This window comes from Portibacter marinus (assembly GCF_021533195.1).
Classification (GTDB): Bacteria; Bacteroidota; Bacteroidia; order Chitinophagales; family Saprospiraceae; genus Portibacter; species Portibacter marinus.
Map to the genome: position 1 here is coordinate 334,959 of NZ_JAJNKB010000001.1, position 15,573 is coordinate 350,531.

A 15,573-nucleotide genomic window follows, 5' to 3' on the forward strand; every position below is an offset into this window, starting at 1 on the left:
TAAAAAATTTTTTTTTCAAAGGAGATGTTATATTCATTTATTATTTAATATTGCCTCATCGAACGTTTAAAAGAAATATTTGATTAAGCAATCAGATAAGCAGACAAAAATGAGTAAACCTAGAGTAGTAAAAGATTACGACAAGCTTGACCAGGATATCCAGGAGCAAATCAAACTGACCTATCCCCACGGCTTTGACAAGCATCTCATCACATTCAAAAACATTAAGAATGCCTTTGTGAGTGCACTTCCCTATGAAACTGAAGAAAAGTATTATTTAGTGAGAATGACTCGTGAAGAAGCCATCGCCATCATCGCAGATGATGATGACTACAAGGAAGGAAAACTTCGTAAAGCAGTCATGGAAGAGCTTTCTATAAAGCACGATTTTGATGATGATGACGACGACGATGAAGATGACGATGATTTGATAGATGATGAAATTCTCGAATTCAATGAAGATGAAATGTCGGGCGAAGAGGATGACGACTAGTTCATGAGAGATCTTAAAATTTACACACCAGGTTCCTTTGAGCCGGAAAACCATTGGTACGACAAAGCCCTCAACGCTACTTTACATCCGATGGTTAGCTTTTTTCTGAATCTGGGCAATGATCGAATCGTTGAAAGATACTGCCATCTTAATCCAAGGGTCAGAAAGTCCGCGCTTGAAGACTTGTTAAAGGCAAGGCCAAAGTATTTCCGATGGGCAGGAGCTGACTTGATTAATGTTACCAGCGCAAGTGGCAATCGTAACATGGTGGTTATAGAAAACAACAGCTGTCCCTCCGGTCAGAAATCCATGCCTTTACTGCAAGATCATGAGGAAAAGGGAGGTTACAAAGAACTGATCGAAAGAACATTTTTACCCAGCTTAAAAGGCCAGAGGTTAATTACAGAAGGGAAGCTGGCGGTCCTCTTTGACAAAAATCCAATGGAAGCTTCTGGCTATGCCGCCACCATTGCTGATGTTTTAGACGAAAATGTTTACTATTTGCCCTTCACATTTGCAGATCTGGGTAAAACCCTAAAATATAAAAAAGGTGTGCTCTACTTTCTGGATGAAAAAGAAAATTGGACTCCAATTAAAGCGGCCTTTAGATATGTTACTCAAAAGCCCTGGAACCGGATCCCTATTGAGACTAAAACGAAAATCCTGAATCCGGTTCTGGCATGTCTATCAGGTGGCAGAAACAAAATGATGGCGGCTAAGGCATATGATATTTACAATGCTGAATTGAGAGGAACCGGCTTGAAAATCGTGACTCCAGAAACCATTTGGGATGTCAGTAAAAATGAAATACCGCTTTGGGTCAGAAAAATGGGCGGACAAGCCGTGATTAAAGTTCCATATAGCAATGCAGGACAGGGAGTGTATACCATTGTCAACCAGTCCGAGTTGGATCACTTCATGTCTCAGGATTTTGAATATGATCGATTTATCGTTCAAAGCCTAATAGGAAATTACAACTGGAGTTCATCAGGGTCAAAGGGAAAACTCTTCCATGTAGGTACCATCCCCAATCTGAAAGGACAAACCTTCGTAACTGATGTGCGAATGATGGTTAGTGCCAGCCCGGAAGGAATAAGACCATTGTGTGTTTATTCTCGAAGATCAAAGGAACCACTTTTAAATGAACTGAAGGAAGGTAGTGCGTCATGGGACATGCTGGGTACGAACCTTTCTGTCAAGTTGGGAGAAAATGAATGGGGCAGTGAAACCAATCGTTTGGTACTCATGGACAGAAGAGATTTCAATAAATTGGGAATAGGTGTAGATGACTTGATCGAAGGATACATTCAGACCGTATTGTCCATGCTGGCTATAGATTCTATGAGCAAGAACTTGATCAACGCCAATGGAAAATTTAGAAAGCGACTTTTTGCCTCTCTAAATGATGATCCGCATTTGATTTCTGAAATTTATAAGGAATGAAAATTCTTATTCTGACTGATCATCTCACTCATTCTGACACCAACTCTTTTTATCTAATAGCCAATAGTCTTTACAACAACGATTCCATTTCAGAAGTCCACATATGCAGTCGTAGTCAGAAAGAAAATGAGGGCTTTTTCGATGGTGAACAACACTTATTTCGAAGTAAGCAGCTTGACTCCAATATCGATTACGCATCTTTTGACAACTGGATTCGAAATCAACCCCCTGTCAGGGAGGACATTTCCTATTTTGACTATATTTTACTTCGATTACCAAGACCCATACACCCTTCTTTCTTTGACTTCCTGGTAAAGATCTTCGATGAAAAAAAGATCATAAACAGACCATCGGGTATCAAAAAGATAGGGAACAAAGCATTTTTAACTGAAATCTCCAGGTTTACTGCTCCTGTTAAGTTATTAAGGGATATTAATGATATAGAACAGTTTCGCGGGAAGTTTCCGGTTGTACTGAAACCTCTGGAAGAGTATGGCGGCAAAGGAATCATCAAAATTGAAAATGATCTGGTTTACATTGGAAATGATCGGCAATTATCATTCCCCGAATTCAAGAATTTATATCGAAGCCAACCTCAACAATACCTGGGAATGAAATTTCTCAGGAATGTCAAAAATGGTGATAAGAGAATTGTAGTAGCGAACCGTCGAATTCTTGCCGCTACTTTGCGTTTTCCGGCTGCAGACTCGTGGCTTTGCAATGTTGCTCAAGGCGGATCTGCTGCACTAAGTGGAATTACTGAAGAAGAAAAAGACATGATTTCATTTTTGGACCCCATTATGATTAAAGAAGGTATCTTTATGTATGGTCTGGACACACTAGAGAATGACCAGGGGCAACGAGTCATTTCTGAAATCAATGTTTTGAGTGTGGGCGGACTAGCCCCATCAGCAGAATTGTCAGGTCAAAACTTGGGAGACACATATGCAGAATTATTTGTAAACTTTGTTAAAAGAATTGGGTAGCCAATGATACACTCACACATAAAGAAGATTGATCTTGACATATTAGGTAAGGGTAAAATTTACCATTTTTGGTTTGACCTCGTTTCTGGCCCCTTTGGCGAATATATATCACTCCCACTTATCATTGCTAAGGGTGTGGAGCCTGGACCTACCCTTGGATTAACTGCAGCGATTCACGGTAATGAGCTCAATGGCATACCTGTTATTCATAAGGTTCTGAAAAACATTGACCCCAAAGCTTTAAAAGGGAACATCATTGCCATTCCAGTAGTAAATATCCCTTCTTTTCAGCGAAAAAAACGAAGATTCATTGATGGTACTGACTTGAATCACATCATGCCAGGCAAGAAAAATGGAAATGTCAGCCAGGTTTATGCCTATAGGTTCACTGAACTCATCTTGCCTCATTTTGATTACCTGGTGGATTTACATACTGCCAGTTTCGGACGAGTCAACTCTTATTATGTGCGAGCAGACATGAAACAGGATACCACCCGTAAAATGGCGCTTTTTCAAGGACCACAAATCATTGTTCATAACCCACCATCTGATGGAACACTAAGAGGAGTCGCGGCTGAAAGAAATATTCCGGCTATTACCGTCGAAGCAGGAAATCCCAACACTTTTCAAAGAGGTATGATCAAAGACGGCAGCGAAGGTATCATGAATATTGCTATAGACCTGGGAATGATCAGCGGCAACATTATAGAAGAAGATGTCGAACCGATAATTTGCAATTCATCATATTGGATCTATACGGAACACGGCGGTTTGCTAACCGTCTATCCAAGACTTGTAGACAGAGTCATGAAGAACGATCTCATTGCAAAGCAACACAACATATTTGGAGACACCAAACAAGAATATCATGCACCTGAAGACGGTGTCATCATTGGTAAAAGCGTCAGCCCTGTGAACCAAACTGGGGGTAGAATTCTACATCTGGGCATTCCAGCCCAGACATAGAAGAGTATTCTTAATTACTGGGTTGATCACCAGGTTGCATTACGATTCTCATATAATTGCCAGATCCAAAATATTTAGAGGCGGCATCTTTAATATCATCAGAATCTAGTTCATGAATCGATTGCTCTAGTTTATCCAAACTGATGGTAGTAGGACTCAAGTCATTAGAATAGACATACTCCAATCTTGATCTCCAGTAATTGTTTTCCTTTAGATTCTTAATCATTGACTGTCGTTGAGTTTCTTTCACCTTGGTCAGATCTTTTTCTTCTGCACCTGACTGCACTGCATTCTGTACGTCCTGCATTGCTGTAGTAATTAATTCTTCTGTATTCTCAGGATCACAATTGAAAGAAACAGTGATGGTATATCTCTCTTCTGGAATTTTGCTGGCATTTCCACTCACACGGACTCCGTATACACCACCTTTATCCTCCCTCATAGACTCTCTCATTTTGATTCGTAGTACGTCAAGCATCGCATTGAAATGATAACTATTCTCCGGTGTCCATTCGAAAGGGCCATGGAAAAATAATTCTACCTGAGTCTTAGGCGCTTCACCCATCTTAAATTCATCTTTGATTTCACCTTCTACGTAATCTATATTTCTATTCTTCCAGGTTTCCTCCATGCCCTTTGATGGTAAATTACCAAGGTACTTCTGAGCCAATTCTTTTAATCGATCTTCTTCAAAATTTCCCACAAAAATGAATGTAAATCCACTGGCATCTGCAAATCTTTCATTGTATATTTCCAAAGCCCGATCAAGATCTATACTCATAATGTCATCAACAGACGGAAATCCAACTCGTGGATGATTGTCCGTTTTTTTCTTCATGGCATAATCCATAAAATAATATTGTGGATTAGACATCAAATTCTTATAAATGTTAGACTGTTTATTGATAAAAGACTTAAAAGCCTGCTCATCCCTTCTCACATCCGTGAAGTACATGTAAATCAGCTGCATCAGTGTTTCTAAGTCTTTAGGAGCACTGGACCCTGATAGTCCTTCGAAATTGGTACCGATATATGGATAGACGCCTACTGTTTTACCTGTCAACAATTTTTCAAGATCAGTCGTAGTAAAATCACCAAGACCGGATTCATTGACAATTCTAGCAGCATTAGAGGCATTAAAATAGTCTGCATCATCATATAGACTGGTACCACCTTCACTGGAAGCCGTCATCAAAATCTCGTCATTTTTGAAATCAGTCGGCTTCATGACCACTCTAACACCATTGGCCAGCTCAAATTCCTTGACATCTACCTCTTCAAAGTGTTCGACCTCTTCAATGGCGACAGGGTCTAATTCCTCATCAAAAAGAGGAACATCAATGACTTTATCTTCATAAGGCTCAATTTCTTTTTCTTCTATACTCTCAACAATAGCCAATAAATCTTCTTCCGAAGGCAAAGGAACATCCTCCTTTTTAGGAGCGGTAACAACAATGACTCTGTTCTCAGGTGTAATCCAATTTTCTGCAAGTCGATTAATTTCATCCACTGTTATGGTTGGTAGATATTCTTCGTAGTATTCTAGTTGTTGGTCAATCGAAGGGATCGGATTATCTCTTAAGTAATGATAAACATACCTGGTTACTAATCTTCGGGAATCTATCTTATCCTGCTCCTTAGCCTGCCTTTTAATATTTTCCATCATGGCTATCTTTTGGCGCTCTAATTCAGATTCATTAAAGCCATGCCTGAGCGCCCTTTCATTTTCAGTTAATAAAACCTCAAGTGCACTTTCCACCTTACCTTCCGGCACATTCGCAAATGAAGTATAGGTATCTAAATCTCCAACATCACGACCATATCCTGAATAAGCAAAGATAAATGGCGGTTCTGCCTGCTTGGTGATTTCATCCAGACGATTGTTCAACATCCGATTGTACAGTTGGCGCACCAGTGATTCTCTGTAATCCCTGTCTGTTCTTACGGCAATGTGATCATGTTTGTACATTAATCTCAATATGGTGAAAGCTGCTTCTTTATCAGAATTGATAGAAACAAAAGTTTCTTCATGTTTAGGCACTACATTATCTTTCTTTTCTCGCTTAACTGTAGCAGGTGGGATTGGTGCAAAGAGTTCTTTTATTTTTTGCTCAGTTTCCTTCACATCTATGTCCCCTACCACCGCAACTGCCATCAAATCTGGTCGATACCAATCTCTGTAAAATCTCCTGATGGTCTCGTAATCCGCATTATTAATAATTTCTGGATCCCCAATAGGCAATCTCTCAGCATATCGCGATCCATGGTACATGATGGGAAAGTAATTCTTTTGCATTCTTTGCTCACCACTTAATCTGGTCCTCCATTCTGATGTCACCACACCCCTTTCTTTATCTATCTCTTCTTCATCAAAAGATATTCCATTTGCCCAGTCTGAAAGTACCAATAATCCCTTATCAAAGAGCTCCATACTATCTGTTCTGACCTGTAACATGTAAACGGTTTCGTCAAAACTTGTATAAGCATTTAAATCAGGACCAAACTTTGTTCCAATGCTTTCAAGAAAGTCTACCAATTCATTCTTTTCAAAATTCTTTGAGCCATTAAAGGCCATATGCTCAACAAAATGAGCAACGCCCAATTGGTCATCATCTTCTTGCATCGATCCCGCATCTACGATCAAACGAAGTTCTGCACGATCATCTGGCTTTTGATTACTCTGAATGTAGTAGCGCATACCGTTAGCTAAGCTTCCGATTACGACGTCATCGTCAGCTGGTATGGGATCTTCGCTTAAATCCTCAATACCTTCTTCAACCATCTCCATAGTTTCATCTACCTCAACGACCACAGTCTTAGCAGCCTGATCCATTCCTTCCATGGCTTCTTCAGCTTCTTCTGAAATAGCTTCACCAGCTTCATCCAAGGCCTCTTCTGCATCATCAGCAGTCTGTGTAAGATCTTCTTCGACCTCTTCGACAGTGTTGTCTATTTTTTGGGAAGTCTTTGGGGAACAGGAATTGATTAGGAAGACAAGTAGTAATAATATAAGTGTGTTCAATTTGAAATTCATCGCTCTAAGTTTAAATGGTTCTATTATTCAACGGGGTTAAGGTAAAAAAAGTTTGCAGTTGGTTGCTTACATACGTCTGATCCAAATATTCCGGTACTTGACCAAGTTGCTATGATCTTGTAGTGTAATAGGAGCATCACCATGTGGTTCGTTGCTTGGCAGGCCTTTGTATTGAGTGGTTCCCCAAATTTCGAAATCATTTAAGGTCACGACCCCATTGTGAAGAACGGTGACTTTCGCATTGCTGATTTTCCTGCCATTGTCATTGAAACGTGGTGCTGTATAAATGATGTCATAAGTTTGCCATTCACCTGGTGGTTTGCATGCGTTCACTAGCGGAATGGCCTGCTTGTAAATAGCACTTGCCTGCCCATTGGAATAAGTCCGACTTTCATAACTGTCTAGAACCTGCACTTCGTAGCGATTTTGTAAGAAAATACCGCTGTTCCCACGTCCCTGACCTTCGCCCGTAATGACTTCCGGAGATGCCCATTCAATATGTAATTGAAAATCACCAAAACTGTCTCTTGTTGTAATTCCGCCTGTTCCAAGCTTGACCGTCATGGCATCACCTACCAGGTCCCATTGAACGTCACCCCCGTTTATCCCTATCCAGTTTGAAAAGTCACTTCCATCAAACAATACTTGAGCATCTGAAGGAACGCCATTCACGATGTTTACTTTTGGTGGAATAGGTTCCCAAACTTCTGTCACTTCCGGATCCAGTGACGCTCTGTCCTTACCTTGTCCAAATCCCATATTAGTAGCTATACAAAGGGCTATACATACATATAAATACTTCATAAATGTTAGATTAATTTCTGGAAATATAATAATTATCATTTGGAAATTATGAAAGGTAAGATAAAGCGTTTAAATCTTCTTTAATTTCCATTTCCCTCTTCGAAATAAAAAAATAAGCATGACCGCCAAGAAAGCTTCTGCGATAGCGATGGAAGCGTACACACCCTGAGAACCAAAACCCAACGTCTTAGCAAGGGCATACGCCAGTGGTATCTCAATCAGCCAAAATGCAATAAAGTTGGTCACTGTTGGTGTCACCGTATCTCCGGCGCCATTAAATGCGTTACCCAAAACCATTCCGTATGAAAATACAATATAACCTAATGTAATAATTCTCAATGCCCGCACTCCTTCCCTAATCACTTCAACCTCTTGCGTAAAGAAGGCGATGATTTCGGGTGCAAAAATCCAAAAGATTATGCTTACAAATACTAGAAATACAGCGTTATAAAAAGATGCTGTCCATGCAGACTTTTCAGCTCGATCCGGTTTCCCTGCTCCCAGATTTTGGCCAACTAATGTGGCGACTGCATTCGCTAATCCCCATGAAGGCAGAATTGTGAAAACAATGACTCTGAAGGCAACCGTATATCCTGCAACCGCCGTATTACCGAATTCACTTACAATTCTGACCAGAAAGATCCATGAAAAAGTAGCTATAATATACTGTCCAATGCCACCCAAAGAAAGTTTGATCAATTCCCAGATTACATTGATATCTAATTTGATATCATGCCAAATCAATTTGATTGCGGAGCTCCCTCTAATTAAAATAAATAATTGCATCAGCACCCCGAATCCACGACCAATACAGGTAGCAGTCGCTGCTCCATTGATCCCCATCTCCGGGAATGGTCCGTAGCCAAAGATGAGCAATGGATCAAGAATGATGTTAATGGAATTCGCAAAGATTAAGGAATACATAGCGATTGCGGCATCACCGGCGCCTCGAAAAATGGCATTGAGAAGGTAGAGCAGGAATATGATGATGTTAAAACTCAGTAAAATTCTAGTATATCCCACTCCTTCTGCAATCAGAACCTCATCTCCACCCATCAATCTCAGAACCTCTTCCGCATAAATGTAGCCAAAGAGTCCTACAGCAATAGCTATGGTAGAACTCAGGATTATGGACTGAACGGCGACATTACTTGCACCTTTTCTATTCTTTTCCCCTGTTCTTCGAGCTATTAAAGCTGTGGTTCCGGCGCTTAGACCTATAGCCAGAGAATAAATGATAAACATAAAGGTCTCCGTCAAACCTACAGTTGCAATCGCATTCACGGAAATTTTTGAAACAAAATAGATGTCGACTACAGCAAAGATAGATTCCATGATTTGCTCAAGCATCATGGGAATGGCAAGCATGATAATAGCGGTGTTGATACTCCCTTCAGTAAAGTCTCTATCCTTGACCTGAATACTGCTCTTTATGGTTCTTATGACCTTTCTTAAACCCAATTGGTAATTTTTGCGGACCACAAATGTACGCAATAGACCATCAATAATTTCCATTTTTCTTTCTTCCGTGTCATCTTATATTGCATTATGCTTATATTTGCGTTTTATAAAAGAGAATAGAAATCCTATGGCTATTTATATCACTGATGAATGTATTAATTGTGGAGCATGTGAACCAGAGTGCCCTAATAATGCCATTTACGAAGGCGGGGTCAACTGGCAGATCGCTGAAGGCACTGGAGTTACAGGCAAGTACGAGTTAGAAACAGGAGAGTTCGTAGATGCAGAACATGATAACGAACCTGTAAGCGATGAGTTTTATTATATCGCACCAGATAAATGTACGGAGTGCAAGGGCTTTCATGATGAGCCTCAATGTGCCGCAGTGTGTCCCGTAGACTGTTGTTTGCCGGACCCGGAAAGGGAAGAATCGGAGGAAGAATTGCTAGCCAGAAAGGCAAGACTACACCTTTAAAGTCTATAGTCTATTCCCAAACTCAAGTAAGTTGCCGTATTTTTTACTCCCTGACTTTCAGTGGTATGTATGATTTCATTTAAACCAAGATTAAAACCAGCATTCAAGCCTAAATTTTTCATCAATTCATAACGATATTTGGTTTGAAAGCTAAATAAATGCCGATTCATCGTGAAGATTACTGCTTCGTTGTATTGAAAGCTACCAAGACTACTTTCTAATCCTCTATTTCCATCACGCAGACTGCCTTCATCAGATTGAGCACCTAAGGTGTAATGATAGGACGCACCTAGTCCCAATGATTGCTTCCTTGTCAGTTTATAATTGACAACTAAGGGAACACTTAACATTGAGATGCGATTGATACTTTGGTTAACCGCTTTAAAAACCTCGCCAGACACTTTGGTATCCATATCGTTTTCAATTTCAGGCACAAACCCACCCGGGTCTGACGCAGGATCTGTTTGCTCATTAAACAATTCAAAGTTATTTGCTAGTCCAATATTTCTAAGAATCCCTTTGGAACTAAATCTGATATATTTTACACCAGTCTGGAGGGACCACCTTCTGCCCAAGTAGTATTCTATTCCCATGCCGGCATAAACCCCCCGATTGGTATTGAACGATGAAAACAATGCGCCTGCCTCCAATATAACATCGGTGTCTGGCTTGTATTTGTATTTTTCAGGAATGAGGTGTATGTTAATGGCATCATTCTCTCTACTATCATTAACGCGAGAAAGAGCAGGTTTATCAAGTAAAGTAACCATAATGGGAAGTCTAACTCGTTCAGACCCAATTTTCTCTTCATCAATGGCAGAAACATGTTTTGCTACTTCAGTTTTACTGAATTCTTTTGAGTTGCTCTCATTTTGATCAAGATTTGATAAAGTCTCGTCTCCGACAACATCCATATTGCCTAAGCTTCCTTCCTTGTTGATCTTTTTTTCATCAGTTCGTTTTTCTGCTAAGAGTTGATCATTTAGTTTGGTGTTTATTGGTGCTGAACTGACATTGTTAGAAACCAATTCTTTATTTTTGTTTTTAACACTAGCTTTCTGCTTTAGAACATGTTCATTTTTATTTTTTGCTAAGAAAGCCTCCGTGTCATTGAACTCCTTTTTCAATGGTTCTTTAATACCTTGGTCCAGTCTATCTGATTTATTTTCTGTACTTTCTATCTGTGAATGATCTATGGCAATCTCCTCCGATCGCTTGGCAGAATGCTCTAAATTCATAAGCCACCAACCACCGAGGCCTATTATGCCCAATAGCAATAAGAGGGGGACCATATATCTTCTTCTCTTAACCGGCATCTCACTGTCCAGCAAAGTCTCCATGTCTTTCCACCCTTGCTTCGCCAATCGTTTGTAATTTTTATCCTGCATGATTAATGGTTGTCTTTGTGTTGCGAATCATTGCCTTGAGTTTTTTACGCGCTTCTGAAAGATGCCATTTCGAAGTACCCTCACTGATATCCAACATTTCTGCGATTTCTTTATGATTGAAACCTTCTATTGCATATAGACTGAATACCTTGTGGGTATTGCCGGGCAGTTTATTGACCAGCCGCAGCAAATCATCATAGAATAAGGAGTCTAAAACCAATTCATCTGACCGCTTCTCTTTTTCTTCGAATACCATTAGTTTCAGATACTTATTTTCTTTTCTAAAATGATCTGAGATACAATTAAATATCAATCTTCTGACCCAACCTTCGAAGGACCCTTTAAACTCAAAGGTGTGAATGTTCTTAAATACTTTCAGAAAGCCATCGTTAAGTATCATCATGGCCTTATCTTCATCCGATGTGTATCGAAAACACATGGCAATCATCTTAGGAAAATATAGATTATATAACTCCTGCTGGGATTTTCTTTTATTCTTAATGCACCCCTCGATGATTCGATCTAATGATGACTTCATTGTTTATGTAGACGGAGGGAAAGGAGGAAAGGGTTGGTCTTTAACAAAAAAAAGGTTAGGAAAATTAAATTCCTAACCATCTTTCATAATCTTCTTCTGTGCTTATGGCGATTTTTCTTCTTCTCGAGCTTATGAAGAGAAAGCTGAAAAATGCTCTTAGCATTCTTTTAAGTCTTTCCATTACTAAAGGATTATAATTATTAAATAAATAGTTTTCTGCAGTGTGCTATGGTTACAGACCGAAATACATTTGTGAAATTACTTTTAACTCCTAAAAATGTTCTGCGAATCTCGGTATCTGTGGTATTTGTATAAGAACGATTTTAATGCACTATTTGTTGATGTAGAATTCGAAATAATTTTAATTTTTTCTTATTTGTCTGCTAAACGCAGTAACATCATATCCTTAAAATTTGTCCTTAATCCAGAAAACTAATTTTTTCCATTCCTTTTAGTTTTCTTTCAATGGTCCTACTTTTAGAACTGGCTGTTTCAATTATTTTATTCGCTTCTAATATTTTCTTTTGTGTCTTATCCAGAATATCCCCAAATCTTCCAAATTCTGTTCTAACTGTGCTCAGCAGCTTCCAGACCTCATCTGTACGTTTTTCAATGGCCAGGCTTTTGAAGCCTTGCTGTAATGAAGTAAGGAATGCTCCCAGGTTGTTAGGCCCCACCATCATTATCTTATTATCATTTTGTATATCCATAATCAAGCCAGGAATTCTCAAAACTTCAGCATAAAGACTTTCTGTGGGTAAAAACATAATCGCAAATTCCGTCGTGTATGGCGGATATATATACTTACGTTGAATATCACCGGCCATGGTTTTCACAGCATTGGAAAGTTTCTTTTTAGCGACCATTACTTCTTGCTTGTCTCCGTCCTCATAAGCATCCAATAACTGCTCATAAACATCTAAAGGGAACTTAGAATCAATAGGCAGCCATATATAAGGTAACTTTTCATTGTTCCCCGGAAACTTTATGGCAAACTCCACGTGGTTTCGGGTATTAGGAATGGTAGAAACATTTAAGGCATATTGTTCCTGCGTCAATAATTGCTCAAGAATACTACTCAACTGAATTTCTCCCAGGACACCGCGAGACTTCGTATTGGATAAAACACGCTTCAAATCCCCTACTCCATTGGCCAACACCTGCATTTCACCTAAACCTTTCTGGACCTTTGTCAGTGAGTCTGAAACGAGCTTGAAGGAATGTGATAGCCGGTTCTCCAATGTTTTGTGCAATTTTTCTTCAACTATTTCCCTCATTTCACCCAGGTTCTTACTTACATTTTCGTGCAGGTTTTTTTGGTCTTTGTTGATTTGATTGAAAATAAATTGTCGTTGTGATTCCTGCTGATCTAATTGGCGCAAAATGACACTCTGAAAATTAAAGAAATTTTCTTGAATGTGCTTATTCAATACCAGTTCTAATTCAGCGTTTTTGCTTAGCAAAGATTTGTTAACATTTTGAATCTGTAGCAGATTGTAAATCAACATTCCTACAACAATCATAACTAAGACTACCAATACAACAAATAATTGATCCATAGTGTAAATATATATTAAATTTAATCATCATATGAATGAATTACATTTTTTTCATAACTTGAACAAGCTTAAATAAAAAGTAATGGTTCTAAAGCGACTTTTTTCTAAAAAACCTGATGAGGGAATTGAACATTCTATTCAGTTGAAAGCATTGTCAAAAGTGCCTTTGTCTCATAGAGATCTGGAATGGGACAGGTCTTTTATGGCGCATTTAGGTAAAGCTAAATTGGCATGTCGAACGCCTCAGATCGCAAAAGGAGAAGATGGTTTTACCTATTTCGAATTAGAAATTCCAGATGTCGGTGCCCCTTTCCAAGCTTATACTGTTGAAAATTTAATCTCCGACCACTTATTGAGAGATGGACATGGAGTAAAAGTTTTTTCATATAGTCGGGAAGAGGATCGGAGATTTTCGTATGGTGAATTACTCAATTACTACTACAGGCAAGAGTTCAGAAGTCATATTCAGAATTGGCTTAAGCCAACGCCTGACCAGTTTTCGGGAGAATTAAACATTATGGGTGGAGATCCGGCAGAATCTGTCCTACATCCCTTTACACGAAAATTAATTTTAGCTTACCTGGTGAAAAATGGCTTTCACTTTCCAAAAATTTCTCATATTAACGTCATGACCAAAGATGGAATCATGAATCAGCTGGTTTTAAACCTGGAACCATCCATGTTTCTTAATCAGAAACATTTTCAAGATGTATTGAGTAGTTTAAAGTGGTACTTCCCTGTTCATTACACGTACACTTCAGTTCCAGAACACTATCTTTCCAATATTTTTTATGATTTATAATAAACTACTTTAGATGAAGATCATTCTAACCAATCTCTTTACTCTTTACCTCGTTTTTTCATTTGCACAGGTGAAAGAATCTCCTTTGTTGAAAGAGGGTGAAGGTCCTTACAGTCAGTTGATTCTGAGAGGTGTTAATCTAATAGATGGTACTGGAGCACCCATGCGCGGTCCAATAGATATCGTCATTGAAAATAATATCATAACCGGAATACATAATGTGGGTTATCCCGGAGTAGTCATTAAAGACAGTGATCGACCGAAGTTGAAAGAGGGGGGAAGGTCTATCGATTTAGAAGGGCACTATGTCTTGCCTGGTTTTATAGACATGCACGGCCATATAGGAGGAAAAACGCAAGCACCTGATGGTGAATACGTCTTTAAGTTATGGATGGCGCACGGAATTACTACTGTCCGTGATCCAGCCTGTGGTAATGGACTGGACTGGGTATTAAAGCACAAAGAACTTTCCAAAGAAAACAAAATTACTGCACCGAGAATTTTCGCCTATACTTCCTTTGGACAAGGTGCCGAAACCCCTATTTCTACACCAGATCAGGCCAAAGAATGGGTCAGAAGTAATAAAGTAAAAGGTGCTGATGGCATCAAATTCTTCGGCGCAGCGCCGGAACTCATGGAGGCAGCATTACAGGAAAATAAAAAGTTGGGACTGAGATCTGCTTGTCATCATGCGCAGCTAGCTGTCACCAGATGGAACGTTCTCAATTCGGCAAGAGCAGGTCTAACCAGTATGGAACACTGGTATGGCTTGCCTGAGGCTTTATTTGAAGACCGAATCATTCAGGATTACCCGGCTGATTATAATTATCAAAACGAACAAGATCGTTTCGGTGAAGCGGGCAGATTGTGGAAGCAAGCTGCAAAACCTTATTCTGACCATTGGAATAAAGTTATGGAAGAACTTCTTGAACTAGATTTTACCCTGGATCCTACTTTTAACATTTACGAAGCGAGCAGGGACCTTCACAGAGCAAGAAGAGCAGAATGGCATGAAGACTACACGTTACCTTCACTCTGGAGGTTTTATCTTCCAAGTAAAATCAGTCATGGTTCATATTGGCATAACTGGGGCACGGAACAAGAGGTGAATTGGCGTGAGAATTATAATCTATGGATGACTTTTGTCAATGAATATAAAAACAGAGGAGGTCGGGTAACTACGGGCTCAGATTCCGGATTTATATTCCAATTGTATGGATTCGCCTATATCCGGGAACTTGAATTGTTGCGAGAAGCTGGTTTTCACCCCCTGGAAGTTGTGATGAGCGCGACACTCAATGGCGCAGAAGCTTTAGGGGCAGCCGATGTTATTGGTTCTGTCGAAATTGGTAAATATGCAGATTTGGTAGTAGTAGAAGAAAATCCGCTGGCCAATTTTAAAGTATTATACGGAACAGGTGCTATAAAATTAACGGATGATAATGAAGTCGTTAGGGTCGGTGGGGTAAAATACACCATCAAGGATGGAATAGTTTATGATGCGAAGCAACTGCTCAATGACGTCAAATCTATTGTAGACAAGGCAAAAAGCGAAGAAGAATTTGAAATTGAACAGCCGGGAATGAAAAGCTCTGAAAATTGAAAAAGAAAACATATCTGAGGA

The 15,573-nt window shown here is 39.4% G+C and carries 13 protein-coding genes; 7 read left to right on the top strand and 6 right to left on the bottom strand.

Annotated features, from left to right (window positions below; all coding sequences use genetic code 11):
- Positions 1 to 109: 109 nt before the first annotated feature.
- Genes L2567_RS01445 through L2567_RS01460 form a run of 4 tightly spaced genes read left to right on the top strand, consistent with a single transcriptional unit; the run spans position 110 to position 3,888 of the window.
- Positions 110 to 493, top strand: a complete 384-nt coding sequence (locus tag L2567_RS01445; RefSeq protein ID WP_235295903.1) for a hypothetical protein — start codon at positions 110 to 112, stop codon at positions 491 to 493.
- A 3-nt stretch (positions 494 to 496) separates the two neighbouring features.
- Complete coding sequence (locus L2567_RS01450; RefSeq protein ID WP_235295904.1) at positions 497 to 1,936, top strand: hypothetical protein; 1,440 nt, start codon at positions 497 to 499, stop codon at positions 1,934 to 1,936.
- Entirely contained in the window at positions 1,933 to 2,922 is a 990-nt protein-coding gene (locus tag L2567_RS01455) for an ATP-grasp domain-containing protein (RefSeq protein ID WP_235295905.1), read from the top strand. The genes L2567_RS01450 and L2567_RS01455 overlap by 4 nt, the downstream gene beginning before the upstream one ends.
- 3 nt (positions 2,923 to 2,925) lie before the next feature.
- Entirely contained in the window at positions 2,926 to 3,888 is a 963-nt protein-coding gene (locus L2567_RS01460; RefSeq protein ID WP_235295906.1) for a succinylglutamate desuccinylase/aspartoacylase family protein, read from the top strand.
- A 10-nt stretch (positions 3,889 to 3,898) separates the two neighbouring features.
- On the opposite strand, the gene L2567_RS01465 is transcribed toward L2567_RS01460, so the two are convergent.
- The 3 genes from L2567_RS01465 to L2567_RS01475 all read right to left on the bottom strand — a co-directional run bounded on the left by L2567_RS01465 (position 3,899) and on the right by L2567_RS01475 (position 9,241).
- Positions 3,899 to 6,922 (bottom strand): M16 family metallopeptidase, encoded by a 3,024-nt coding sequence (locus tag L2567_RS01465; RefSeq protein ID WP_235295907.1) that lies wholly within the window; start codon positions 6,920 to 6,922, stop codon positions 3,899 to 3,901.
- Positions 6,923 to 6,988: 66 nt separating this feature from the next.
- A complete protein-coding gene (locus L2567_RS01470; protein ID WP_235295908.1) occupies positions 6,989 to 7,726 on the bottom strand; it encodes a 3-keto-disaccharide hydrolase in 738 nt (245 codons plus the stop codon).
- Positions 7,727 to 7,795: 69 nt separating this feature from the next.
- Positions 7,796 to 9,241: an MATE family efflux transporter gene (locus L2567_RS01475; protein ID WP_235295909.1), complete on the bottom strand. Its 1,446-nt coding sequence runs from the start codon at positions 9,239 to 9,241 to the stop codon at positions 7,796 to 7,798.
- 73 nt (positions 9,242 to 9,314) lie between these two features.
- On the opposite strand from L2567_RS01475, the gene L2567_RS01480 reads away from it, so the two are divergent.
- Complete coding sequence (locus L2567_RS01480) at positions 9,315 to 9,662, top strand: 4Fe-4S dicluster domain-containing protein (RefSeq protein ID WP_235295910.1); 348 nt, start codon at positions 9,315 to 9,317, stop codon at positions 9,660 to 9,662.
- Here the strand turns inward: L2567_RS01480 and L2567_RS01485 are convergent.
- From L2567_RS01485 to L2567_RS01495, 3 genes are all read right to left on the bottom strand, one after another.
- Positions 9,659 to 11,050 carry an outer membrane beta-barrel protein gene (locus tag L2567_RS01485; protein WP_235295911.1) on the bottom strand — a complete coding sequence of 464 codons (1,392 nt, stop codon included), beginning with the start codon at positions 11,048 to 11,050 and terminating at the stop codon, positions 9,659 to 9,661. The two genes, L2567_RS01480 and L2567_RS01485, sit on opposite strands and share 4 nt — an antisense overlap.
- Positions 11,040 to 11,588, bottom strand: a complete 549-nt coding sequence (locus tag L2567_RS01490; RefSeq protein WP_235295912.1) for an RNA polymerase sigma factor — start codon at positions 11,586 to 11,588, stop codon at positions 11,040 to 11,042. The genes L2567_RS01485 and L2567_RS01490 overlap by 11 nt, the downstream gene beginning before the upstream one ends.
- A gap of 419 nt (positions 11,589 to 12,007) precedes the next feature.
- Positions 12,008 to 13,147 carry a DNA recombination protein RmuC gene (locus L2567_RS01495; RefSeq protein ID WP_235295913.1) on the bottom strand — a complete coding sequence of 380 codons (1,140 nt, stop codon included), beginning with the start codon at positions 13,145 to 13,147 and terminating at the stop codon, positions 12,008 to 12,010.
- An 82-nt stretch (positions 13,148 to 13,229) separates the two neighbouring features.
- Here L2567_RS01495 and L2567_RS01500 point away from each other — a divergent pair, with 82 nt between their 5' ends.
- Complete coding sequence (locus L2567_RS01500) at positions 13,230 to 13,949, top strand: hypothetical protein (protein WP_235295914.1); 720 nt, start codon at positions 13,230 to 13,232, stop codon at positions 13,947 to 13,949.
- Positions 13,950 to 13,962: 13 nt separating this feature from the next.
- Complete coding sequence (locus L2567_RS01505; RefSeq protein WP_235295915.1) at positions 13,963 to 15,552, top strand: amidohydrolase family protein; 1,590 nt, start codon at positions 13,963 to 13,965, stop codon at positions 15,550 to 15,552.
- Positions 15,553 to 15,573 lie beyond the last annotated feature (21 nt).